General features: G+C 63.6%; 23 protein-coding genes and 1 pseudogene. 8 read left to right on the forward strand and 16 right to left on the reverse strand.

Features of this window, described 5'->3' with window-relative positions; genetic code table 11:
• Positions 1–112 precede the first annotated feature (112 nt).
• A complete protein-coding gene (locus tag FFS37_RS30250; RefSeq protein WP_137934628.1) occupies positions 113–1,186 on the reverse strand; it encodes a glycoside hydrolase family 25 protein in 1,074 nt (357 codons plus the stop codon).
• A gap of 235 nt (positions 1,187–1,421) precedes the next feature.
• Here FFS37_RS30250 and FFS37_RS30255 point away from each other — a divergent pair, with 235 nt between their 5' ends.
• A complete protein-coding gene (locus tag FFS37_RS30255) occupies positions 1,422–2,387 on the forward strand; it encodes a DUF1402 family protein (RefSeq protein WP_408631460.1) in 966 nt (321 codons plus the stop codon).
• Positions 2,388–2,413: 26 nt separating this feature from the next.
• Positions 2,414–3,055, forward strand: coding sequence for a DedA family protein (locus FFS37_RS30260; RefSeq protein WP_137934630.1), 642 nt, complete (start codon positions 2,414–2,416; stop codon positions 3,053–3,055).
• A gap of 51 nt (positions 3,056–3,106) precedes the next feature.
• Here FFS37_RS30260 and FFS37_RS30265 read toward each other — a convergent pair whose 3' ends face one another.
• From FFS37_RS30265 to FFS37_RS30285, 5 genes are all read right to left on the reverse strand, one after another.
• Positions 3,107–3,892 (reverse strand): phosphodiester glycosidase family protein, encoded by a 786-nt coding sequence (locus tag FFS37_RS30265; RefSeq protein ID WP_137934631.1) that lies wholly within the window; start codon positions 3,890–3,892, stop codon positions 3,107–3,109.
• Between the two features lie 119 nt (positions 3,893–4,011).
• Entirely contained in the window at positions 4,012–4,638 is a 627-nt protein-coding gene (locus FFS37_RS30270; RefSeq protein ID WP_137934632.1) for a transglutaminase-like cysteine peptidase, read from the reverse strand.
• 206 nt (positions 4,639–4,844) lie between these two features.
• A complete protein-coding gene (locus tag FFS37_RS30275) occupies positions 4,845–5,717 on the reverse strand; it encodes an undecaprenyl-diphosphate phosphatase (RefSeq protein ID WP_137934633.1) in 873 nt (290 codons plus the stop codon).
• A gap of 183 nt (positions 5,718–5,900) precedes the next feature.
• Positions 5,901–6,098, reverse strand: a complete 198-nt coding sequence (locus FFS37_RS30280; RefSeq protein ID WP_137934634.1) for a hypothetical protein — start codon at positions 6,096–6,098, stop codon at positions 5,901–5,903.
• Positions 6,099–6,247: 149 nt separating this feature from the next.
• A complete protein-coding gene (locus FFS37_RS30285; RefSeq protein WP_137934635.1) occupies positions 6,248–6,646 on the reverse strand; it encodes a GFA family protein in 399 nt (132 codons plus the stop codon).
• A 111-nt stretch (positions 6,647–6,757) separates the two neighbouring features.
• Between FFS37_RS30285 and FFS37_RS30290 the strand changes: the two genes are divergently transcribed.
• Both FFS37_RS30290 and FFS37_RS30295 read left to right on the forward strand, forming a co-directional pair.
• The gene (locus FFS37_RS30290; protein WP_137934636.1) at positions 6,758–7,018 is read left to right on the forward strand and encodes a hypothetical protein; all 261 of its coding nucleotides are present in this window, start codon (positions 6,758–6,760) and stop codon (positions 7,016–7,018) included.
• A complete protein-coding gene (locus FFS37_RS30295) occupies positions 6,999–8,039 on the forward strand; it encodes a zinc-dependent alcohol dehydrogenase family protein (RefSeq protein ID WP_137934637.1) in 1,041 nt (346 codons plus the stop codon). Before FFS37_RS30290 ends, FFS37_RS30295 begins: the two co-directional genes overlap by 20 nt.
• 23 nt (positions 8,040–8,062) lie before the next feature.
• Here the strand turns inward: FFS37_RS30295 and FFS37_RS30300 are convergent, their stop codons facing one another.
• A complete protein-coding gene (locus FFS37_RS30300) occupies positions 8,063–8,926 on the reverse strand; it encodes a DMT family transporter (RefSeq protein ID WP_137934638.1) in 864 nt (287 codons plus the stop codon).
• Between the two features lie 104 nt (positions 8,927–9,030).
• Between FFS37_RS30300 and FFS37_RS30305 the strand changes: the two genes are divergently transcribed.
• Positions 9,031–10,434: an aminotransferase-like domain-containing protein gene (locus FFS37_RS30305; RefSeq protein ID WP_137934639.1), complete on the forward strand. Its 1,404-nt coding sequence runs from the start codon at positions 9,031–9,033 to the stop codon at positions 10,432–10,434.
• Positions 10,435–10,446: 12 nt separating this feature from the next.
• On the opposite strand, the gene FFS37_RS30310 is transcribed toward FFS37_RS30305, so the two are convergent.
• The gene (locus FFS37_RS30310) at positions 10,447–11,337 is read right to left on the reverse strand and encodes a LysR family transcriptional regulator (RefSeq protein WP_137934640.1); all 891 of its coding nucleotides are present in this window, start codon (positions 11,335–11,337) and stop codon (positions 10,447–10,449) included.
• 140 nt (positions 11,338–11,477) lie between these two features.
• Between FFS37_RS30310 and FFS37_RS30315 the strand changes: the two genes are divergently transcribed.
• On the forward strand, positions 11,478–12,923 hold the full coding sequence (locus FFS37_RS30315; RefSeq protein ID WP_137934641.1) for an MFS transporter: 1,446 nt from the start codon (positions 11,478–11,480) through the stop codon (positions 12,921–12,923).
• Positions 12,924–13,155: 232 nt separating this feature from the next.
• Positions 13,156–14,341: pseudogene (gene cml / locus FFS37_RS30320) on the forward strand (CmlA/FloR family chloramphenicol efflux MFS transporter).
• A 36-nt stretch (positions 14,342–14,377) separates the two neighbouring features.
• On the opposite strand, the gene FFS37_RS30325 reads toward cml, so the two are convergent.
• The 3 genes from FFS37_RS30325 to FFS37_RS30335 all read right to left on the reverse strand — a co-directional run bounded on the left by FFS37_RS30325 (position 14,378) and on the right by FFS37_RS30335 (position 16,905).
• Positions 14,378–14,875, reverse strand: a complete 498-nt coding sequence (locus FFS37_RS30325; protein ID WP_137934642.1) for a MaoC family dehydratase — start codon at positions 14,873–14,875, stop codon at positions 14,378–14,380.
• A gap of 201 nt (positions 14,876–15,076) precedes the next feature.
• Positions 15,077–15,505, reverse strand: coding sequence for a phasin family protein (locus FFS37_RS30330; protein WP_137934643.1), 429 nt, complete (start codon positions 15,503–15,505; stop codon positions 15,077–15,079).
• A 104-nt stretch (positions 15,506–15,609) separates the two neighbouring features.
• Positions 15,610–16,905 (reverse strand): DUF445 domain-containing protein, encoded by a 1,296-nt coding sequence (locus FFS37_RS30335; RefSeq protein ID WP_137934644.1) that lies wholly within the window; start codon positions 16,903–16,905, stop codon positions 15,610–15,612.
• Positions 16,906–17,211: 306 nt separating this feature from the next.
• Here FFS37_RS30335 and rirA point away from each other — a divergent pair, with 306 nt between their 5' ends.
• Positions 17,212–17,673, forward strand: a complete 462-nt coding sequence (gene rirA, locus FFS37_RS30340; RefSeq protein ID WP_137934645.1) for an iron-responsive transcriptional regulator RirA — start codon at positions 17,212–17,214, stop codon at positions 17,671–17,673.
• Positions 17,674–17,713: 40 nt separating this feature from the next.
• On the opposite strand, the gene FFS37_RS30345 is transcribed toward rirA, so the two are convergent.
• Genes FFS37_RS30345 through hemP form a run of 5 tightly spaced genes read right to left on the reverse strand, consistent with a single transcriptional unit; the run spans position 17,714 to position 21,813 of the window.
• Positions 17,714–18,502: a heme ABC transporter ATP-binding protein gene (locus FFS37_RS30345; RefSeq protein WP_137934646.1), complete on the reverse strand. Its 789-nt coding sequence runs from the start codon at positions 18,500–18,502 to the stop codon at positions 17,714–17,716.
• Between the two features lie 7 nt (positions 18,503–18,509).
• Complete coding sequence (locus FFS37_RS30350; protein WP_137934647.1) at positions 18,510–19,610, reverse strand: FecCD family ABC transporter permease; 1,101 nt, start codon at positions 19,608–19,610, stop codon at positions 18,510–18,512.
• A gap of 9 nt (positions 19,611–19,619) precedes the next feature.
• Positions 19,620–20,513, reverse strand: coding sequence for a heme/hemin ABC transporter substrate-binding protein (locus FFS37_RS30355; protein ID WP_137934648.1), 894 nt, complete (start codon positions 20,511–20,513; stop codon positions 19,620–19,622).
• Between the two features lie 11 nt (positions 20,514–20,524).
• Positions 20,525–21,586: a hemin-degrading factor gene (locus FFS37_RS30360; protein ID WP_137934649.1), complete on the reverse strand. Its 1,062-nt coding sequence runs from the start codon at positions 21,584–21,586 to the stop codon at positions 20,525–20,527.
• A 20-nt stretch (positions 21,587–21,606) separates the two neighbouring features.
• Entirely contained in the window at positions 21,607–21,813 is a 207-nt protein-coding gene (gene hemP / locus FFS37_RS30365) for a hemin uptake protein HemP (RefSeq protein ID WP_137934650.1), read from the reverse strand.
• Positions 21,814–21,925: the final 112 nt, after the last annotated feature.

The raw sequence follows: 21,925 nt of genomic DNA on the forward strand, positions 1-21,925 counted from the left end.
GCACGCCATGGGGCGATGCCGTTCACAGTTTCTTCAATTGGGGTCCATGGCAGGCCACGCAGGGCACTTTCGATGGCCGGAAAGCCCGCTCGAGAGTGCTCCTGGCCTACTCCTAGTCCGCGTCCGCCATCATCTGCCGGCCGCCGCCGCCGGCCCAGGCGCGCCATTGCCGCTCGTCGCCATGGAAGACGTTGAGGTCGATGCGGCCAGTCACGCCATGGGACAGGCCGGAGCCCGAATATTGCCAGAACAGCCATTTGCGGCCGGGATAGACCTTTGACGGGTGCTGCGCCACGGCGCGCAGCCAGAACGGATAGTCGGGGAAAGCCCCCTGCAGATTGTCGCGATAGAAATCAGGCGCGGTGTAGATGATCGGACGCTGGCCATAGTGACGCTCCAGCTTGTCCATGAACACCTGCATCTTCTCCAGCACCTTTTCGCGCGAAGGCCGCCGCTTGCAGGAGGAGTCGCCGTTCCACTCGACATCGATCACCGGCGGCAGCGCGCCGTCGACCTTCGGCACGTTGCGGATGAACCAGTCGGCCTGTTCGCTGGCAACCCGGCACCAGTAGAAGAAATGATAGGCGCCGCGCTTCAGGCCGGCCGCATCGGCGCCCCGCCAGTTCTTCATGAACATCGGATCGAGATGGTCGCCGCCATCGGTGGCCTTGATGTAGGCGAAGTTGGCGCCCTGGGCGCGCAGCTTTTCCCAGTTCACATTGCCCTGCCAGCGCGACACGTCGACACCGTGCACGGCAAGGTGGCGCGGCGAGGAGCGGCCGAAATTGATCGGCTTGGCATCACGGAAGCCGTTGCGCGTCACCGGCCCCGCGAGCATTGCGGGGGCCGCCCGCGACAGGAGTTTCGGCGGCGACACCAGAGCGACCGGTTCGACCGGCGGATCGACGTTGTCGGGCAGGTCAGGCGCTGGAAATGCTACCGTCTCCTCCTCCGCGAGGCCGAAGGGCCGCACAGGCTCGCCGGCGGGCGCTGCCATCGCCGGCTTGCGCGCATTGCCGGCCTTGGCCACTGGCGCCGATGCGATCGGCGCACTGGGACGCACCACCGAACTGGTGGTCTCGTTCGAGGGCTTCTGGACGTCGAGCGCGTCCATGCCGGATGTAGACGAGCAGCCGGCAAGGCAAAGCGACGCGAACACGAAACTGACGATGCCTGATGACCGCATCTGGACCTGTACTCAGAACACAACAGACCGAGGGCGACGGCCGACGGACAACCAGACGAGTTATGAACGAGAAATTACCAATAAAGTTTGAATCAAGTTTTTTACCATAGCTGTGGCCCATTTCAGACATTCGCCGCCAAGGGTCCGTACAGCCTTGACAGCGCCACGATGTGCCTGTTGAGAACGGTATGCGGCGCTTTTGCCGACAGGTTCAGCAATTGCAAAAAGGCGCCCGATGATTGCATTGCAGCGACTTCTTCCGGTCATCCTGCTCATGGCCTTGGGCGGCGCGGCTCTTACGCCGACGGCTCATGCCAGCGGGCTGGTCGTCGTTCCTCCCGGCAATCGCTCCGAAACGCAACCCACCATTCCGGACGCGTCGGCGACGCGGACCCGTGCGTTCAAGACCACCTATGAGGAAAAATACCAGAAGATCGTCGCGCTCCTGAAGCGCGAGAAGAAGCTCGTAACGCATATCAAGCAGGTCGCCGCGGCCTATGACATCGACCCCATCCACATCATCGGCGCGCTGGTTGGCGAGCATACCTACAATGTGACAGCCGTCGGCTCGGTGCAGACCTATTACGTCAAGGCGCTGTCCTATTCCGGCCTCGACTTCGCCTTCCGCTACAAGGGCGTGCCGGTGCAGACCTTCGTCCAGCGGCCTGAATTCGCCGCCTGCGCGCAGGCGAAGGACAGTGCCGCCTTGTGGAGTTGCCGCGACCGGGTGTGGATCGAGCATTTCCGGGGCAAGACGGTCGACGGCGTCACCTATGACGCGATGACCTTCCAGCAGGCATTCTTCCAACCCTTCTTCGCCGGCCAGACATTCGGCCTCGGCCAGATCAGTCCGCTGACTGCGCTCGAAGTCACCGATATGGTCAACAGGGTGAGCGGCTTCGACAAGCTCTCGCCGGATCATCCGCAGGCGATCTATCGCGACGTCATGGATCCTGACCGCAGCATCGTCTACATCGCCGCCATCGTGCGCGACTCGATCGACGCCTACAAGGAACAGGGCTTCGACATATCGGGCAATCCGGGCATCACGGCCACGCTCTACAATGTCGGGCAGCCAAGGCTGCGCGCGGCGGCGCTCGCCAGCGGCAAGGGCCACAAGCTGCCTGTCGAGAACTATTATGGCTGGCTCGTCAACGACAAGCTCGACGAGCTCAGGAGCCTGCTCGACAACGGCAGCTGAGAAACGCTTTTTATCAAGGGGCTTGCGTGCAGTCGTTCATCGACCAGAGCGTTTGTTTCATCGAAAACCATCAGGCCTGGGCCGGGCTCGTGGTCGGATTGCTGGCGTTCGGCGAGTCGCTCGTGCTCGTCGGCATCCTGTTGCCCGGTACGACGGTGCTGGTGATCGTCGGCGGTCTCGTCGGCGCAGGCATCATCGACCCCCTGCCCGTCCTCCTGGCGGCGATGATCGGAGCCGCCCTTGGCGATACCGTCTCCTATTTTCTCGGCAAATGGCTGGGACGTGGCGTTGTCCATAAATGGCCGCTCAACCGCTACCGCCGCGAGGTCGCCAGGGCCCGCCTGTTCTTCCACCGCTATGGCTTCGCGGCGGTTTTCGTCGGCCGCTTCTTTGGCCCGGTGCGCGCCACCGTGCCGTTGGTCGCGGGCATGATGGGCATGAACCGGCGCCGCTTCCAGATCGCCAACATCCTGTCGGCGATCATATGGGCGCCGGCCGTGCTGTCGCCGGGATGGCTGGTCGCCAAGGGGGCCGACAGCCTGCCCGAACTCGATGCGACCAGTCTGTTCGGCATGGCGGCGATCGCACTCCTGGCGGCAATCATCGTCGCGGTGGTCGTCATCAGGCTGCGTGGCGGCAAGCGCGAACCAGCCGATCCCAGAGCATGATTGAGAGGCGGCTTCAGATCTCAGGTCGATTCGACTTGAGATCATCCGGCTCTACCGCCTGAAGACCCCGATCATCGGCCCCAGATTCCAATAATCGTCGTTGCGATTGATGGCAGGCGCGAGCAGGCTCGAGATCGAACCGTCAAGAAACAGCGCATTGTCGCAGCCGAGCGCGTCACGGAACAGGCGCGCGAAGGCGTGGAACGTCACGGTGCCGTTCGAGATCGCGAAGACAGCGACGCCGTCCTTGCGAACACCGACACCGTCACGGGTCTTGCGCGACGTGCTGTCGGCCTGGAATTTCGGATGCAGTTCGCCATCGATGACAAGCATCGGCCCGGACTGCGTCGCATAGTCGGTCGACGGCCGCTTCCTGACGAAATCCCTGGTCGCCCGAACCGCGGCCTTGCCGCCGCCGATGTAGAAGATGCCATTCGGCTGCAGCGAAAAATTGCCGCTTCCCGATCCCGTCTTCACCCCGGCCATTTCCACGCCACGCTCGACATAGAGACCCACCGGCCGGAGGTCCGGATGATACATCCCGGCATTGGTGGCAAACAGCAAGGTGCGTCCCGCGGCGCGCTGCGCATTGTCGAGATTGTGCAGCGATTGGTAGGGCTTTCCGGCCGGATCCTTCCAGAACAGTTCTATCGAATAGCGCCTCGGATCGACCTCGCAGACGAAATAGCTGGCCGTCTCGAAGACAAAGTCCCGGCATGGCGGAACCGACGCCAGCCATTGGCCTGATGCCACGATCGCGGCGACCGCATGCGGCAGCCCGGCCTTGGCCAGGGCCAGCAGCAGGGACGCCGAGTTGAGAAGTGTCAGAAAATCCATGCGCCTGCCGGTTCACCATCTCCAATGAGCCGCCGTGAATAGCATCGCGGGGGGCCATGTTGGAAGATTGGTCTGGAGCGCAGACGGGTTTTGCACCCGGCCAGCCGCTGCGGGCAAGACTATTTCACAGAGCTGACCAGTTGTTCGTCGCCGCCGAGGATGGAGACCCAGTGGCCTGTGTTGTCGCTCGCCTGTCTTTTCAGATACCGGTACGGCGTCTGGTTCCAGAGACGGACCTTGTCGACGAGATTGTCGAGGATGAAGTCGCCCTTGTCCGTCCGCACAGTAAGCACGGCGTGGCCTTCTCCATCCGGCTTGCGAACCACCGTCATCAGGAGATTGGCGATGGCAATGCCCATGCCGTTCAGCTCACGCCGCTTTTCCAGCGCGTAATCCTCGCAGTCGCCGAAGCCATTGTCCGGGTAGGCCCACCATTCGTCCTTGCCGTAATTGTCAAGGTCGCTCATCGGCTTGACGCGGGTGTTCACCGACAGATTCACCGCTGAAATCTCGTGCAGCAGCTTGCTGGTCAGATGTTCCGGCACGCTGTTGGGCGAGCGGATAGAGCATTCGGCGACGTGGATCTTGCAGAAATCATAGTGACCGATCGGCTGGGACGTCGAGCCGCCGACAACCATGGAAGCAGGCGCGGCATGAGCGAAACCCGCCGCTACACAGAAGGCTGACAAGGCGACAGCCAGCCCCAGCCCCTTCGCCTTTCGGCGCCAACCCATCGAGGATGCCATGCGGCCCCGCCCCTTCTGTATTTTGTTAACAGAATGTTAAGGGCGGATATCGACGCGTGTCAATGAAAGCGCACGATCACATCTTGCGGGATCGAATCAGGCATCCCTCGGGTTGCAACCGTGCAACACAGGAACGCCGCGCCTCAGCCCGGATCGCGTCGAAACGGCCTGCCCCGCCTCAAGTCCTGCTTGCGTCCTGATATGCCTCAGGCAAGCCATCCCATCGCCACGCCCAGCAGCAGGACGACCCCAAGCAGCCCACGATAGATGACGAATGGCCAGGCGGAGAAGCGCTCCAGCACCCGCATCAGGCCCCAGATCGCAAAGAAGGCGGAAATTGAAGCAACGACCAGCCCGACGGCAAGAACCGACCATCCGTGGCCATCGAGATGGACCTTGTGCAGTTCCCACAATTCCTTGAGGCCGGCGAGCGCGATCGCCGGCAGGCCGAGCAGGAACGAAAAGCGGGCCGCCTCCTCCCGCTTGAAGCCGAGGCCCAGCGCCGCCGTTAGGGTCGAGCCCGACCGGGAGACACCAGGTATCAGCGCGCCGACCTGCGCGAGACCGACAAGGAGCGCATCGGCGGGCGACGCCTGGGCCATGGTGAGACGGTGGCGGGCGAAAATCTCAGCCAGCGCCAGCAGGATCGCCATGACGATGCAGGACCAGCCGATCACGCTCAAACTGCGCAGCGGCGAATTGCACGCGTTGAGAACGCCCGACAGCGCCAGGCCGGCAATGATGATCGGAATCGTCGCCACCACGATCCAGAAAGCCATCCGGAAATGCCGGTCGGCGAAATCACGCCGCGTGAGGGCCCCGAGCGACCCGAACAGCAGATCCCTGACATCCCCCCAGAAATAACTGACTACGGCGGCGAGCGCGGCAAGCTGCATGGCGGCGGAAAAGGCGGAACCTGGGTCCTGCCAGCCGAGCACCGCCGGCACGATGCGCATGTGGGCGGTCGAGGAAATCGGCAGCAGTTCGGTGATGCCTTGCACAAGACCGAGGAACGCGACCTTGGCATAGCCGAGGCCGACGAAACCCGTATCCACGCCCTGGGTGCAGATGTCAGCCATGTCGGGTTCCGTGTGTGAGAGATCGGCTTGCTGGGATCAGACCATTGTTGGCCTATCGCGGGCAAGCCTTACCGTCATGGATGGGATAATCAATTTACGGATTTGTAAGCTGATGCGGCCTTGAGCACACACCTCAAACCGGCCATCTCGCCGGTTTGCATTCGCGCCGGGCAAGCCCCGAGACTATGGGCAAAGCCAGAGTTTCTGGCACGTGCGCGCAATCACATGGGCGGGGGGAACGGCAGGCTCCTCGACGGAAGGACGCCTCGCCCGTTCGAGCAGCAAGCGGACCTGTTCGGGGTGCACGCGATCGCGCTCCATCACAAGCAGAACCATCGGATCGCTCAAAAGCTCGTCCAGGGTGCTGATGGTGTCGTTCATCCGTCGTCTCCTCGAATGCCGGCCCGCGCAGCATAGATAGGAAGACAATAATGGCTCGCCAATGACGCTTTGCCGGCTATCGCGTGTCGATTTGGATTAATTTTTTGTCATGGTCACGCTCCCCGTTCCCCGCGCGAGGAACGGCAGGCCTAGGCTGCCGGTGGCCCGGCCTCATATTGCGGCAAGCCGTCATCGAGCATCACCCATGGCTGCTTCGAGGCGGTGAAAATATGCATTTGCGGCCGAAACAGCGAAGGGTCGTCGAGCGACCCGGTGGTGATGCCCATGATGCCGGCGGCATCGCGACGCGAAAACATGGTCGTGCCGCAGCTTGGGCAAAAGCCGCGTTTGAGATCCGGCGAAGTGTTGACGATCGCCCATTGCCCCTCGATCGACACATCCTCGATGCGAAACAGCACACGAGCATTGAATGCGGCACCGATCGCCTTCTGACAAAGGCGGCAATGGCAGATCCGTTCGTTGACCGGATCGACATCCGCGCGATAGCGCACCGCTCCGCACAGGCATCCGCCTTCATATTTTGCCATCGCCCGTTTCCAATCGTGGAGAGAGTGGACGCGCAAGCTAACGGCGCGACCGATTGGGTCAATTGAAAAGCGTTGATGCAACGTCATCGATAATCGTGATGGGCTTGGACCATGACACAAGACATCGAGACCATCGGCATTGCAGATCTGCTCGCGCCGCCCGCGACCGCACAGATGCCAGGATCATGGCCGCCGCCTCGGGCATCGGCTTCCGGAATGGAGCGAGTTCGCCGCGGTCTATGGAAGGCCGTCGGCCTGCTCGCCCTGGCCGAAGCGATTTCCGGCCGGCCCGACGGGGAATCGGCTATCGTTGGTTGCGACATGAAGGTCGGGGTTAGCGCGGAGCGTGCCGATGAAAGCCGTTGTTTTTGAAAAATTCGGCGAAGCGCCGACGGTCCAGACCGTCCCCGATCCAAAGCCGGCCGCGGATGGCGTGGTCATCAAGGTCGAGGCGACCGGACTTTGCCGCAGCGACTGGCATGGCTGGATGGGCCACGACGACGACATCCGCCTGCCACATGTGCCCGGACATGAACTGGCGGGCGTCGTCGTGGCTGCCGGCAAACGGGTGACGCGCTGGAAGGCCGGCGATCGCGTCACCGTGCCTTTCGTCGGCGGCTGCGGCCATTGCTTCGAATGCACCTCCGGCAATCATCAGGTTTGCGAGCATCAATTCCAGCCCGGTTTCTCGGCCTGGGGTTCGTTCGCCGAATATGTCGCCATCGACTTTGCCGACACCAATCTCGTGCGCCTGCCCGAGGAAATGGAATTCGCCACCGCCGCCAGCCTGGGCTGCCGCTTCGTCACCTCATTCCGCGCCATTGTCGATCAGGGCCGGGTAAAACCCGGCGAATGGGTTGCCGTGCATGGCTGCGGCGGAGTCGGCCTGTCGGCGATCATGATCGCCAGCGCCATGGGCGCCAATGTCATCGCCATCGACCTCACCGACGAGAAGCTTGAGTTTGCCCGCAAGATCGGCGCGGTGGCCAAAATCAATGCTTCGACGACGCCCAACGTCGTGAAAGCCGTCAAGCAGATCACCGAGGGCGGCGCGCATATGTCGATGGACGCGCTCGGCCATCCCACGACCTCGTTCAACTCGATCTCCAACCTGCGCCGGCGCGGCCGCCACGTTCAGGTCGGCCTGATGCTGGGCGACCATGCCAAGGCTCCCGTTCCCATGAGCAAGGTGATCGCGTTCGAACTCGAAATTCTCGGCAGCCACGGCATGCAGGCCTTCCGCTACCAGGCGATGATGGACATGATCCGAACCGGCAAGCTCAAGCCCGAACTTTTGGTCGGCAAGAAGATCAGCCTCGATGAGGCACCCGCTGCCCTGATGGCGATGGGCGGGTTCGAGGGCATCGGCATCGGGGTGGTGACGAAGTTCTGAGCGAGACGGTCCCGGCCATTCGCCTACCGGGCAAACTTCTTCGCGCCGAACACGCACGCCACCACGCCGAGCGTGACGATCACCATCAGCGGGCTGACCTGCTCATGCAGCAGGCTCGCCGCCAGCGCCAGGCCGAAGAAAGGCTGCAGCAGCTGCAACTGGCCGACCGCCGCAATGCCGCCCTGCGCCAGGCCGCGATACCAGAAGACAAAGCCGATAAGCATGCTGAACAGCGAGACATAGGCGAGCCCGATCCAGGCGTGGGAGCCGACGGCGGCAAACGATGGCGGCAGCGTCACAAATGTCAGCACCAGCATGATCGGAAGCGACAGCGTCAACGCCCAGCAGATCACCTGCCAGCCGCCAAGCCTGCGCGACAGCGCGGCTCCTTCAGCGTAGCCCAGCCCGCAAACGATGATGGCGCCGAGCATCAGGCTGTCGCCGACCGGTGAGGCCGTCACGCCTTGCATGAGCGCAAAGCCCGCGACCAGCGCGCTGCCGACACAGGAAAACAGCCAGAACGCCGGTCGAGGACGTTCACCACCGCGCAGCACACCGAAGATCGCGGTCGCCAGCGGCAGCAGGCCGACGAAGATGATCGAGTGCGCGGAGGTGACGTGCTTCAGTGCCAGCGCCGTCAGCAAGGGAAAGCCGACCACCACGCCAAGGGCGACGATCACCAGCGACAACAGATCGCCGCGTTCCGGACGTTTCTGCCTGAACAAGAGCAGCATCGCCAGGCCAAGCAATCCGGCAATCGCGGCCCGGGCCGATGTCACGAAGGTCGGGTCAAAATCCATCACCGCCACGCGTGTTGCCGGCAGCGAGCCGCTGAAGATCAGCACGCCGATGAATCCGTTCGTCCAACCGCTCGCGGTCTTGTCCATTGCAGGCTCCAATCTTTCGCCCTCTATCGCGTGACAGATGTGGCGCAGCCAGAGACAATGCGGTACAATTTTGCAAAACTGTAATGGTCATGAGAGCAGTACAGATGGCAGACACTCTCATCGAACCCGAAAGCGACCAGACGCTGGCGGAGAGCGTCATGGCCGCGGTCCGCCAGCGGATCGCGGCGCGAAGCCTGACGCCCGGCACGCGGCTGCCCTCGATCCGGGCCTTCGCTAAGACAATGCAGGTGTCGAAATCCACCGTCGTTGAAGCTTATGAACGCCTAGCTGCTGAAGGCGCTATCCGATCCCGGCCCGGTTCCGGTTTTTACGCCGCCGGTTCGCTGGCGCCGCTTTCCCTGGCTGAAATCGGCCCCCGGCTCGACCGCGCCGTCGATCCGCTCTGGGTCTCGCGCCAGTCGCTGGACGCCGGCGATGAGATCCTGAAACCCGGCTGCGGCTGGTTGCCGGCCTCGTGGATGCCTCAGGACGGGCTGCGCCGCGCCCTGCGCACGGTGTCGCGAGCCGACGATGTCGCGCTTGCCGACTACGGGACACCGCTCGGGCTGCCGCCGCTGCGGCAATTGCTGGCGCGCCGCATGGCCGGACATGGTATCGAGGTTTCACCCGAACAGATCATGCTGACCGAATCGGGCACACAGGCCATCGATATGCTGTGCCGGTTCCTGATCGAACCCGGCGACACGGTGCTGGTCGACGATCCCTGCTATTTCAATTTTCATGCCTTGCTGCGCGCCCATCGCGCCAAGGTCGTCAGCGTTCCCTACACCCCGTCGGGACCTGACATAGAGCTGTTCGCCCAGGCGTTGGCCGAGCACCGGCCGCGCCTCTACATCACCAATTCCGGCATCCACAACCCGACTGGCGCCATCCTGTCGCCGGTGACGGCACACCGGCTGCTGAAGCTCGCCGACCAGTCGGACCTGACCATCGTCGAGGACGATATCTTCGCCGATTTCGAACACGCCCCCGCGCCAAGGCTGGCGGCCTTCGATGGCCTCAGCCGTGTAGTCCAGATCGGCAGTTTCTCGAAAACCCTGTCGGCGTCCGTCCGCTGCGGCTTCATCGCCGCGCCACGTGACTGGATGGAAGGCCTGACCGACCTGAAAATCGCCACGACCTTCGGCGGCGGCAGGCTGGCGGCCGAACTCGTGCTGGCGTTGCTGAAGGACGGCAGCTACCGCAAACACATGGATCTGCTGCGCGCGCGACTTGCGCGCGCCATGGTCGGGACCGGCAGCCGCCTGAAGGCAATCGGTATCACGCCCTGGATCGAACAGCCGGCCGGACTGTTCCTGTGGTGCAGCCTGCCGGACGGGATAGACGCCGCCGAAGTCGCCCGTCGCGCCCTGGCGGACAATGTCGTGCTGGCGCCCGGCAATGTGTTCAGCCTGTCCCGCACGGCCAGCCGGTTCCTGCGCTTCAACGTCGCCCAATGCGAAGACGAGCGGATTTTCAAGGTGATCGAGGCGGCGATGGCGCGCTGATCGACCACCCCATCATCTGCTCGCGCACACCTGTCGTACGCAGTCCCGCAGCCAGCGCTGCGCCGGATCGGCATCCAGGCGTGGATGCCAGAGCATGGAAATGGTGACTTCCAGCGTGGCGACCGGCAGCGCAAAACCATGCATGCCGGCGCGCGCGCTGGCCGTATGCCGCTCGGGCACGCTGGCGACAAGGTCGGAGGCACGCGCCATGGCAAGTGCCGCCGAGAAACCCGAAACCATGCACACCACCGTTCGCCGCAAGCCGAGCGCGCTCAGCGCCTCGTCGATAGGTCCCCTCTCGCGGCCACGACGCGAAACGCTGATGTGGCGACCAGCCGCGTAGCGTTCTGGCGTCACCGTGCCTTCGCTCAAGGCATGGCCTGCCCGCACCACCCCGATGAAGCGGTCCCGAAACAAGGCCTGGATACGCACTTCGGGTCCGGTTTGGCCGGCAACGCCGATTTCCAGATCGATCGCCGCATCACGCAACGACATCGCGTCCTTGTCGGATTTCGGCGCGAAACGCAGCCGCACGTCTGGCGCATCGGCCTCGACGCGGGCGACAAGGCGCGGCCCGAACTCCTCGACGAAACCTTCATTGGTGCGCAGCGTGAAAACCCTGTCCAGGGTTGAAAAATCCAGCAGTTCGGCAGGCCGCAGCAGCGCCTCCGCATCCTCGACCGCGCGGCCGACCTGCCGCCGCAATGCCTCCGCGCGCGGTGTCGGCACCAGGCCACGCCCGGCGCGGACCAGCAGGGGATCGCCGGTCGCCTCGCGTAGCCGCGCCAATGTCCGGCTCATCGCCGAAGGGCTGAGCCGCAAGCGACGTGCGGCGCGCGCCACGCTGCCTTCCGCGAGCAATGCATCCAGAGCGAAGAGCAGATTGAGATCGGGAGAAGTCATGGGATGAACCATAACATGATATGGCGCTCAACACACGAATATGATGCAAATGCTGCGCCTTCCGCCATATCAAACGTGAGCCTAGATCTCCCCCCGGCGCCCGCCATTGAAGGCCGGAGCCGCAGAAGAAGGAGATCGACATGGCAGCCGCCGAGCAGAACCAGGATGGCCTGATATCGGCCCCGCACAAGATCGGGGCCGCCAACTGGACACTGGCGAGCCTGTCGCTCGCCACGCTGCTGTCGTCGCTCGGAACCAGCATCGCCAGCGTGGGACTGCCCTCGCTGATGCAGACCTTCGCGGCATCGTTCCCGGCCGTGCAATGGGTCGTCCTCGCCTATCTCCTGGCCATCACCACGCTGGTCGTCGGCGCCGGACGGCTGGCCGACATCTTCGGGCACCGGCCGCTTCTGCTTGGCGGCATCGCATTGTTCACGCTGGCATCGGCGCTGTGCGGAACGGCGCCCACGCTCTGGCTGCTGATCGCCGCCAGAGCCGCGCAAGGGTTGGGCGCGGCGCTGATGATGACGTTGACGCTGGCCTTCGTGACCGAAAGCGTGAGCAAGGAAAGGACGGGCCGCGCCATGGGGCTGCTCGGTGCCATGTCTTCCGTTGGCACGACGCTCGGCCCTTCGCTCGGCGGCGTGCTGATCGCCGGCCTCGGCTGGCGCGCGATCTTCCTGGTCAACGTCCCGCTTGGCCTCCTGACCTTCGTGATCGCCTGGAGCGCCCTGCCTGCCCGAGACAAGGACGCGCCAGCACGACGCGGCAGGTTCGATGCGGCGGGCACCTTCCTGCTGGCCGTGACGCTGGCTGCCTATGCGCTGGCAATGACGCTCGGCAGGGCCAATTTTGGCGCGCTCAACATCGGCTTCCTGGCGGTGGCCGCTGCCGGCATGGCAATGTTCGTCCTTTCGCAGAAAATCGCGAAGGATCCTCTGATCCAACTCGCCAGCCTGCGCGATCCGAGGCTCGGCGCCAGTCTGGCCATGAGCCTGATCGTCGCGACGGTGATGATGGCGACGCTGGTTGTCGCCCCGTTCTATCTCGCGCGCGGGCTGGGGCTGGACAGCACGATGACCGGCGTGGTGCTGACGGCCGGCCCGCTTGTCTCGACCCTATCGGCGTTAGTGGCCGGGAGGCTCTCCGATCGTTTCGGGGCGAACAGGATGATGGTCGCGGGACTAGCCAGCCTGGCCATCGGCACATTCCTTCTGTCTCTCGCTCAGACCAGGCTCGGCATCGCCAGCTACGTCATTCCGATCACCGTCACCTGCTTCGGCTACGCGCTGTTCCAGACCTCCAACAACGCCGCGGTCATGAGCGGGGTGGGTGCGGGCGAGCGTGGCGTTATCTCCGGCCTGCTCAACCTGTCGCGCAATCTTGGGCTGGTCACCGGCGCATCGCTGATGGGCGCAATATTCGCGGCGACGGCACGGCAAGCAACAGATCAGGACGTCCTGAATTCGGAGGCTGCCGCGCGGGGCATGCAGGTCACCTTCGAGGCCGCGACGGGATTGGTGCTGGTCGCGCTGCTGCTGGCGTTGGTTCAGCAGCGCCTCGCCCGTCGAGCGAAGGCTGGCTGAACCGCTCCGTCCCGACCCGACGGTTGCCGATCCGGTCGCAGGCTGATACGGGATGGCGCGCAGGCGACCGCCTGCAAGACAAATCACGGGGCAACGGCATGGGAACCACCAAATCAGCAGACAGGTAAGCCGCGGCGACATCCCGTTGTCGCGGCCTTCTGCCCCGTAAATCACACCATCGCTGAAACGGCAGATCGCCGCCAAATCTCACCATTTGTGCGGACACTCAATCATGCCTTCTCAAAACCGGCCCATATGGGCCCATTCCCTGCCGTCGGCGCTGCTGCTGATGGCGCCTTTCGACATCCTCGCCTCGCTGGCCATGGACATCTACTTGCCTGTCGTTCCGGTCATGCCGGAGGCGCTCGGCACATCGGCTTCCGTCATTCAACTGACGCTGAGCCTCTACATGATCACCCTTGGCGTTGGCCAGGTCGTGTTTGGGCCGATCTCTGACCGGATCGGCAGACGCCCGGTGCTGATCGGCGGCGGTTTGCTGTTCGCGGCCGCTTCGATCCTGCTCGCCGGCACGTCATCCGGCGCGGCCTTCGTCGTCCTGCGCGTCGCGCAGGCCATGGGTGCGTCCGCCATCCTGGTGGCAACCTTCGCCACGGTCCGGGACGTCTATGCCGAACGCCCGGAGGGCACGATCATCTATGGCCTGTTCAGCTCCATGCTGGCCTTCGTGCCGGCATTGGGACCGGTCGCCGGCGCTCTGATCGCCGGGGGTTTCGGCTGGCGCGCCATCTTTGCCACGCTTTGCGTTCTGGCCATGATGGCCACCCTCAATGCATGGCTGCGATGGCACGAGACGACCGCAGAACAGTTCCGGTCCGCGCCCCGCTTTCGGCCCGGTTCTGCGCAGTTTTGCCTTCTGGACCTATACGCTCGGTTTCGCCGCGGCCATGGGCACCTTCTTCGTGTTCTTCTCGACAGCACCGCGCGTGCTCATCGGTCGCGCAGGCTACTCCCAGCTGGGATTCAGCCTCGCCTTTGCCACGGTGGCGCTGGTGATGATCGCCACGACCCGTCTTGCGAGACCCTTCATCGCGCGCTGGGGCACGGCCGGCAGCCTCGCGCGCGGCATGGCGATGTTGCTGCTCGGCGCGGCGATGCTGGTGGTCGCGCAGGTGTTCGCCACGCCATCCTTCGCCACCGTCGTCCTGCCGATGTGGGTGATGGCGGTGGGCATCGTCCTTGCCGGTTCAGTCACGGCCAATGGCGCGCTCGAAGCCTTCGGCGACACGGCGGGAACGGCGGTCGCGCTCTATTTCTGTGTCCAGAGCCTGATCGTCGGGATTGCCGGCACGGCCTTCATCGTCCTGCTGGACGGTAACACGGCGTGGCCTCTGGCCGGCTACGCCACGGTGCTGGCGGCGACAACCCTATGCGCGTTGAGGCGCTTGCTTCAGCGGTAGCACCAGGATCCGGAGGGGGGCTTGAGCGAGCGCCGCTCAGGCCCCTGCCCGCTTGCGGCGCTCATAGAGCATGACCAGCGTTTCCGCCGTCAGCGCCGGTTTCTCCTCGCCCTCGATCTCGACCGTATTAGCTGCCTTCATCAGGTACTGGCCGGGGCCCCTGTCCTCCATGGATAGCAGCGTGGTGCGCAACCTGATGCGCGCACCGACCTTGACCGGCGCCAGGAACCGCACCTTGTCAAATCCGTAGTTGAAAGCGGCCTGCGTATTTTCCGGCACGATGCCCATGTCGAGCGCCAGCGCGCCGATGATCGACAGCGTCAGGTAGCCATGCGCGATCGTCGTGCGGAACGGGCTCTGCCGCCGGGCCCGTTCGGGGTCGACATGAATCCATTGATGGTCGCCGGTGCATTCGGCGAACTGGTTGATGCGGTTCTGGTCGACCGTGGTCCATTCCGAGACGCCGAGCTCCTGCCCGGACATCGTCCTCAACTGCTCGTAGGTCGGCGGCGTTTTAGGCCGTGCTTCGTTCATTCCTGCTTTCCCGATCGATTGCAGCGCCTCCGGACCACGAACGGGCGGCCTCTGTCAATTCACTCTGCCTGAATCCGTTCCGCCAAATTCTGGCTCGACCGTGCCATGCCACCCCTCGTGTGGCGCGGATGCGACGATGCGCAACGGTTCAAAGCCGGATTGGCGTCCACGGCAAAAAGCCTGAAAAGAGGTCGCCGGGAGCTACTTCTTCTCGTAGCCGGCACGAATTTCCTCCATGGCCTCCTTGATGCGCGCGCGCAGGATCTCGATCGATTCGGTGCCGGATTTCCGTGCCATTTCAGCCACTTCACCGGCATTTTTGAGCGCCGCCTCGAAGGATTTCCGGGCGAACTCCGTCTGCCTGGTCATCAGCTCCTGCGGATTTCCGGGCGCGCGGTACCCCTGTGCCATGTCGGCAACCTCGCGCAGCGTGTCCTGCAGCATTTCGCGCTGCCTCGACAACAGCGAGGTCGCGCCGGCGGCGCCGGCTCGTGCTGACTTCTCCAGCGCTTCGAGGTTCTTGCGGTGGTGGGCAAGGATGGCCTCGACATCGACGTTGGGCACTTTCAGGTCGCGGCCGAACCTGCCGAACATGTCCATGAAGGAATCGGTTTCCGGTTGTTTCGCCATGATGTCTTCTCCCCTTTTGCCGCCGGTGCGGTTGCCCTCGTGCGGAGGATAGCACTCGGACATCGCCTGTCCAATTCGAACGCGGGCCTGACGGGCTATCGGCATCAATTGATCGGGAGCAGCAGTTCGATCGTATGGAGCACGAGCCCGGCCAACCCGCCGATGATCATGCCGTTGAACCTGATATATTGCAGGTCCCTGCCGATGTTCATCTCGATCAGCCGCGTCAGTTGCGCCAGATTCCAGCGTTTGACCTGATCGGCGATGAATTTCGAGACGCCGCTCTTCTGGCTCTCGACGAAGGAAGCCAGCGCCACGACGAAGCCTTGGTTCATATCGGCCCTGATCTGCGCATCGCCGGCAAGATGCCGGCCGACCTCGACGAACATATCGGTCAGATGTTCGCGGATCACCGAATTCGGCGCCTTGGCATCCTGCTCGATGAACAGGCTGAGGCTTTCCCACATGTCGCCGGCCAGCGCCCGGACCTCCGGCCTGGCAAGGAAATCGTGCTTCATCTTTTCCGCACGCCTTGCATATTGCTTCGACGTGCGCAGCCGCTCGACGAACCCTTGCGCGAACCGGTCGAACTCGGCGCGCATCGGGTGATCGGGATCGGCACGAACCTCATCGAGCAGCGATCCGGCCGAAGCGACGATCTTCTTCAAAAGATAGGCATCGGCCCTGAACAGGTTGAACAGCGACGGCAATTCCTCGCGGATCTTGTCGCGCATCGTCTCCAGGGCCTGTTCGTCGTTGAGGAAACGGCCGATCACCTTTATGAACTCGTCGAACAGCTTCTGGTGCCGGCGATCATCGGTGAGCGCCGACAGCAACTCGGCGGCGAGCGGGGCCAGAGGCACCTTTTCGATTTGCTCGAGCATGCGGCTGGTGACGAAGCCCCGCAGGCCGGACTGCTCGACGGCGGCAAGCGTCTGCGGCACCAGCCGCACGACAAAGCGCGACAGGCCGGCGGCGCGTTCGGCATCGGCGAGCCAATCGGCGACAAGCGCGGAGAAATCGACCTCGGCCAATTTTTCGCGCACCGGTTCGGGCGCCAGGAAATTGACCTCGATGAAGCGGCCGAGATTGTCGGCGATGCGGGTCTGGTTTTCCGGGATGATGGCGGTGTGCGGGATCGGCAGCCCCAGCGGCCGTCGAAACAGCGCCACCACCGCGTACCAGTCGGCGAGGCCACCGATCGTCGCCGCCTCGGCGAAAGCCGCGACGAAACCCAGCCACGGATAGGAACTCTCGAACGACTTTGCCACGGCAAACACCAGCACGCAAAGCGCCAGCGCGGCGGTGGCGACGAACTTGGTCCGGCGCAAAGCGGAAAGCTTGGCGGCAGCGTCGGCATCGAAACCGGCGGTCGCCAGCGGCAGGGCCGATTGTGACATGGATGAAATGCTCCTCGCCAATCTCTGGTCGACTTCGGTCGATCTCTGGTCGATCTCGACCCTATCTAGGGCTTCGGTCTTCCAAATGCCCGCGACAACCGCCTTTCCCGGCGTTCCATGCGGTTGCGCACATAAAGTTGACGAGAATATTCATCTATTGTGCGAAGCTAGTCTGGAATTATTCCAAGGTATAGGCCATATTCGGCCAAGGCCAGTGTGGCGACTCCGGAATCTTGGAGAAGAGCCGCCCAGCAAAGTTCAAGAATCCGGCGTGGTTGCATCGCACCAGCGCCCAGCGAGGACAAAATGCGGCTTACGCGCCAAACCAACTATGCCATGCGCATTCTGATGTATTGTGCCGCCAACAATGACCGGTTGAGCCGCATCCCTGAAATCGCGGCCGCCTATTCCGTGTCGGAGCTTTTCCTGTTCAAGATCCTGCAGCCATTGGTCGAGAACGGCCTGGTCGAGACTGTGCGCGGCAGGAATGGCGGTGTCCGGCTCGGGCGCGCGGCCGAGGCCATCAGCCTGTTCGATGTCGTGCGCGTTACCGAGGAAAGCTTCGCCATGGCCGAATGCTTCGAAAACGATGCCGCCGAATGCCCGCTGGTCGACAGCTGCGCGTTGAACTCGGCTTTGCGCGAGGCGCTCAACGCCTTCTTCGCCGTACTTGCCCGCTACACGATCGCCGACCTCGTAGCGGCACGGCCGAATGTGCGCAACCTGCTCGGCATCGACATGCTGGAACGCCGCGCCCCCGCCGCCTGAGCCCGTTCTCTGGCAGGATGAGAGCAAGGAACCGTAGGGTTCAGACAGCGGACTGAGGCAGCACGAACGGCATGTTGCCGGCAGGCAGCGCACCGACCCTCAGCCGGCAATCGAAAACCCTTTCGATCAGATCGTCGCTCAGCACGTCCTGCGGAGCTCCGGTCGCGGCCAGCCGGCCGCGATGCATGACGAAGATCCGGTCGGCATACATGGCCGTCAGATTAAGGTCATGCAGGATGGCGACCACGCCCCCGCCCCTTCTGGCGAAGTCGCGGGCGATGTTCATGATGATCAGCTGGTGCTTGATGTCGAGGCTGGAAACCGGCTCGTCGAGGAACAGATAGCGCGGTTTGCCGTCGAGCACCGGCGCCCAGACCTGGCACAGCACGCGGGCAAGCTGGACGCGCTGCTGCTCGCCGCCCGAAAGCTCCTGGTAGAAACGCCCGGCAAAGCCTTCGAGATCGACACGCGCCAACGCCCTCTCCGGCAGCCGCGAATCCTCGCCAGGCAAGGCGCCCGAACGACCGCCGACAAGGCCGAGCTTGACCACTTCACGCACCGTGAATGGAAACGACAGCACCGTCGCCTGTGGCAATACCGCCCGCTGGACCGCGACCTCGACCGGCTTCATCGCACGCAGGTCGCGGCCGTTGAGGGTGACAGTCCCCGTATAGGCAAGTTCGCCGCACAACGCCTTCAGGAAGGTCGTCTTGCCGGAACCGTTGGGGCCGACGATGGCCGCGACTTCGCCCGGCCGCGCGCCGAAATCGACACCGGTGACGATGCGTTTGCCACCCAGCGTCACCGAAACATCCCTCGCCTCGATCATTCCAGCCTCACAAATCAATGACGCCGCGCTTGCGCAGCAATATCCAGAGGAAGAACGGCGCGCCGGCGATCGCCGTGACGATGCCGATCGGCAATTCGGCCGGCGCCACGATGGTGCGGGCGACAGCGTCCGCGAGCAAAAGCAGCGACGCTCCGAGCAATGCGGAGGCCGGCAGCAGGTAGCGATTGTCGGGACCGATCAGCAGGCGCAGCAGATGCGGCACCACGATGCCGATGAAGCCGATGCCGCCGCTGACGGCAACCGAGGCACCGACCGCCGCCGAGACACCGATGATGGCCGTGTATTTCAGCCGCTGCACCGGAATTCCGAGATGGCCGGCGGTCGCCTCCCCCAACGCCAGCGCGTTGAGACCGCGCGCCAGGAATGGCATCGCCGCCAGCGAAAGCACGATGATCGGCCCGACGGAGCCGATCTTCTGCCAGGTCGCGCCGGCCAGCGAGCCAAGCTGCCAGAAGGTCAGATCGCGCAGCTGCCGGTCATCGGCGATGAAGATCAGGATGCCTGTCAGTGCCATGGCAAGGGCGGCCATGGCGAGACCTGCGAGCAGCATGGTGGCGACCGACGTGCGGCCCTGCCGCGTGGCGACGCCGTAAAGCAGCAGGGTGACGGTCAGCCCGCCGCAAAAAGCGGCAAACGGCAAGGCGAAAGTTCCGAACAGAACGGTCAGCGGCAAAAGCAGCGTCGAGCCGAGCACGATCACCGCGACCGCGCCGAGACTGGCTCCCGCCGAAACGCCGATAAGGCCGGGATCGGCCAGCGGATTGCGAAACAGCCCCTGCATGACCGCGCCGGAGACGGCAAGTGCCGCACCGATCAGCACGCCGAGCAGCACCCGCGGCATGCGGATGTCATAGACGATCAGCTGGTCGCGTGCGGCAAGCGCCGCATCCACCGGAATGGCACCCGTCAACCACCCGTGGATGACGCGAACCGCGGACGCGTCGGACGCGCCCGAGGTCAGCGACAAGAGCATGGACAGCACAAGCACGACAAAGGAGAGGAAGATGACCAGACGGGCGCGTCCGGAACGATCGCCCTCGCCGGTCATCATCGCGCCCACCTGGCCGGCGATCGATTGATCGACCATGATCCGCGCTCAGTCCGTGACCTGCGCGCCATAGAGCGAGACGGCAAGATCATGGATGGCGTCGGCGGTGCGCGGACCGAAACCGAGCAGGTAGCCGCCCCACATGCTGATGAACTTGCGATCGGCACCCGCCGGCGTCGACGCGATCGCGGGATTGGCGAAGAGCTCCTCTTGCGAAATCGGCGGTCCGCCGCCTTTCATCGTCAGGATGACGTCGGGCCGCGCTGTCACGATCGCCTCGTCCGACATGGTCTTGTAGCCGGACGATCCTTCAACGGCATTGACCGCTCCGGCCAGCTTGATGATGCCGTCGGCCGCTGTGTCGCCGCCTGCCGCGAGAATCTTGCCGCCCTGTGTCGAGAGCACGAACAGGACACGTTTGCGCTGTTTGATCGAGGCCGTCTGCTTTTCCGCCGCGGCCAGTTTCGCGTCCGTTTCGACGGCAAGCGCCTCGGCCTTGGCGTCGACACCCAGTGCCTTGCCGACAAGCCGAATCTTTTCCAGGATGCCTTGATGGGTAAAATGATCCGGCACTTCGATATAGGGCACGCTCGATTTTTTCAGCACGTCGATCGCTTCACGCGGGCCGCTGCCTTGGACCGCCAGGATGCCCGACGGGTTGACCGACAGGACACCCTCGGGCGACAGCTGGCGCATATAACCGACATCGGGAAGCTTTGAGGCTTCCTCTGGATAATTGCTGGTCGAATCGCGGGCGACGAGCCGGCTCCCCTCGCCGAGCGCATAGACGATCTCGGTGATCGAGCCGCCGATGGAGACGATCCGCGAACTATCGGAAAACACAGCCGTGCCTTCGTTGGCTCGGCCAGGCAGGGCCGTGAAAGCAAGCAAAGCGCCAACCAGCGGCGCAAGCGCCGCGCGAAAACAGAAAACTGTACGCATCGGATTCTACCTCAGGCCGCGGTCGGGTTGGGGATGCGCGGCAGGTTTTCCGCCAGGAATCGCCAGTCGTCGCGCTCGCTTTCGCCTTCATGGCGCTGGCCGAAGAACTGGATGATCATGTCGCCATTGGCGGCATAGACTTCCAACGACGTGACATGGCCGTCCTTGGTCGGCTTGCGCACGGCCCAGACCTCATGGATGTGGTCGGTGCGCAGATGCAGGTGGAAGGTTTCGTCCAGCACGTTGATCCACGGGCCCATCGGCTTGATCGATTTGACCGGGCCGGAATGGATCTGGATGCAGCCGCGGTTGCCCGCGAAGCACATGATCGGCATGTCGCCTTCGGCGGCGTGATGGAACATGGCGCGGACCGCGTCATTGTCGAGCAGCCAGGCATAGTCCTGGCCGACCATGCGCACGGCCTGGCGGCGGCTGAGCTTCAAGGTCTTCAGCATGCCGAAGAACTGATGCACGTCGGTCAGGCGGCTCCAGCGGTCGCGCAGATCGTCCAGATTCGGCGACGCCGTCCCGGATTCGCCCTCATCGTCGGAGGCGACCCCTGAAATATCGATCGTAGGCTCCTGGTTCGGCGATTCCAGCGCGGCGACCAGCTTCTGATAGGCATAGAGGCTGGAGGACGGCCGCAGATGCACCTTGTGCACCGCCTCGCCGGCGGCGTCGAAGAATTGCAGGCTGCGGCGGATGTCTTCGCCGTCACGCTTCTCCACGGCAAAGCCATATGCCCAGACCTTCGGGAAGATGCGCAGATCGATGTTCTCGCCGAGCACCATCGCATTGTGGTTGCCGGTGACGACCTTGTCGTAGACGCCGATCTTTTCGTGCACCGCGCTTTCGTTGCGCGTCAGCGCCATCACCTCGCCAACGGCCTCAAGCCCGGTGAGAAGGTCGTTGACGCGCGGCTCGACGCGCACGACGCCGTCGCCGCAATGCGCAGCCACCAGCTCGGCTTCCGAAATGCCAAGCTGGCTGGCGAGGTCACGCTCGCGCGTTTTCGGATTTTCCGTCCGTGCCCGCCGGATTTCATGTGGGGCGGGTTTTACGCGCTGGTCCATGTCTTACCCCTGCTGCCTTTTTACTTGTTGAGGATGAGCTTGCCCTGCCGGGTGATCTTCAGCCGGTAGAGCGCGCCATGATGTTCGATGCCGATCTCGTGCTCACCCTGGAAAAGGGTATTGCTGGAGAGGGTTCGCACCGACAGCGGGATCCGATCGAAGCGGGTGGAGGCATCATCGGAACGGCGGACGCGATAACGAAAATCGTTGGGATTGTGCGTGTTCATCTGGGTCGATCCCTTTCCTGTGCCGGGCATCTGGCTAGGCGTTGCGTAATTGCCGATTCATTTCTTGACTTGAATAATCATGTTTATTAGTCAGTGCAATACCGGAGCAAAC

Source organism: Mesorhizobium comanense, assembly GCF_005503535.1.
In the GTDB taxonomy this organism is placed as follows: Bacteria; Pseudomonadota; Alphaproteobacteria; order Rhizobiales; family Rhizobiaceae; genus Mesorhizobium; species Mesorhizobium comanense.

What these genes read in the sequence shown, in the direction of transcription:
- FFS37_RS30355 (WP_137934648.1), bottom strand. Translation starts at nt 20,513, where the DNA reads ATGCGTACAGTTTTCTGTTTTCGCGCGGCGCTTGCGCCGCTGGTTGGC.
- FFS37_RS30345 (WP_137934646.1), bottom strand. Translation starts at nt 18,502, where the DNA reads ATGATCGAGGCGAGGGATGTTTCGGTGACGCTGGGTGGCAAACGCATC.
- hemP (WP_137934650.1), bottom strand. Translation starts at nt 21,813, where the DNA reads ATGAACACGCACAATCCCAACGATTTTCGTTATCGCGTCCGCCGTTCC.
- FFS37_RS30295 (WP_137934637.1), top strand. Translation starts at nt 6,999, where the DNA reads ATGAAAGCCGTTGTTTTTGAAAAATTCGGCGAAGCGCCGACGGTCCAG.
- FFS37_RS30360 (WP_137934649.1), bottom strand. Translation starts at nt 21,586, where the DNA reads ATGGACCAGCGCGTAAAACCCGCCCCACATGAAATCCGGCGGGCACGG.
- FFS37_RS30310 (WP_137934640.1), bottom strand. Translation starts at nt 11,337, where the DNA reads ATGACTTCTCCCGATCTCAATCTGCTCTTCGCTCTGGATGCATTGCTC.
- FFS37_RS30280 (WP_137934634.1), bottom strand. Translation starts at nt 6,098, where the DNA reads ATGAACGACACCATCAGCACCCTGGACGAGCTTTTGAGCGATCCGATG.
- FFS37_RS30300 (WP_137934638.1), bottom strand. Translation starts at nt 8,926, where the DNA reads ATGGACAAGACCGCGAGCGGTTGGACGAACGGATTCATCGGCGTGCTG.
- FFS37_RS30325 (WP_137934642.1), bottom strand. Translation starts at nt 14,875, where the DNA reads ATGAACGAAGCACGGCCTAAAACGCCGCCGACCTACGAGCAGTTGAGG.
- FFS37_RS30315 (WP_137934641.1), top strand. Translation starts at nt 11,478, where the DNA reads ATGGCAGCCGCCGAGCAGAACCAGGATGGCCTGATATCGGCCCCGCAC.
- FFS37_RS30265 (WP_137934631.1), bottom strand. Translation starts at nt 3,892, where the DNA reads ATGGATTTTCTGACACTTCTCAACTCGGCGTCCCTGCTGCTGGCCCTG.
- FFS37_RS30350 (WP_137934647.1), bottom strand. Translation starts at nt 19,610, where the DNA reads ATGGTCGATCAATCGATCGCCGGCCAGGTGGGCGCGATGATGACCGGC.
- FFS37_RS30305 (WP_137934639.1), top strand. Translation starts at nt 9,031, where the DNA reads ATGGCAGACACTCTCATCGAACCCGAAAGCGACCAGACGCTGGCGGAG.
- FFS37_RS30285 (WP_137934635.1), bottom strand. Translation starts at nt 6,646, where the DNA reads ATGGCAAAATATGAAGGCGGATGCCTGTGCGGAGCGGTGCGCTATCGC.
- FFS37_RS30335 (WP_137934644.1), bottom strand. Translation starts at nt 16,905, where the DNA reads ATGTCACAATCGGCCCTGCCGCTGGCGACCGCCGGTTTCGATGCCGAC.
- FFS37_RS30290 (WP_137934636.1), top strand. Translation starts at nt 6,758, where the DNA reads ATGACACAAGACATCGAGACCATCGGCATTGCAGATCTGCTCGCGCCG.
- FFS37_RS30275 (WP_137934633.1), bottom strand. Translation starts at nt 5,717, where the DNA reads ATGGCTGACATCTGCACCCAGGGCGTGGATACGGGTTTCGTCGGCCTC.
- FFS37_RS30255 (WP_408631460.1), top strand. Translation starts at nt 1,422, where the DNA reads ATGATTGCATTGCAGCGACTTCTTCCGGTCATCCTGCTCATGGCCTTG.
- FFS37_RS30330 (WP_137934643.1), bottom strand. Translation starts at nt 15,505, where the DNA reads ATGGCGAAACAACCGGAAACCGATTCCTTCATGGACATGTTCGGCAGG.
- rirA (WP_137934645.1), top strand. Translation starts at nt 17,212, where the DNA reads ATGCGGCTTACGCGCCAAACCAACTATGCCATGCGCATTCTGATGTAT.
- FFS37_RS30270 (WP_137934632.1), bottom strand. Translation starts at nt 4,638, where the DNA reads ATGGCATCCTCGATGGGTTGGCGCCGAAAGGCGAAGGGGCTGGGGCTG.
- FFS37_RS30250 (WP_137934628.1), bottom strand. Translation starts at nt 1,186, where the DNA reads ATGCGGTCATCAGGCATCGTCAGTTTCGTGTTCGCGTCGCTTTGCCTT.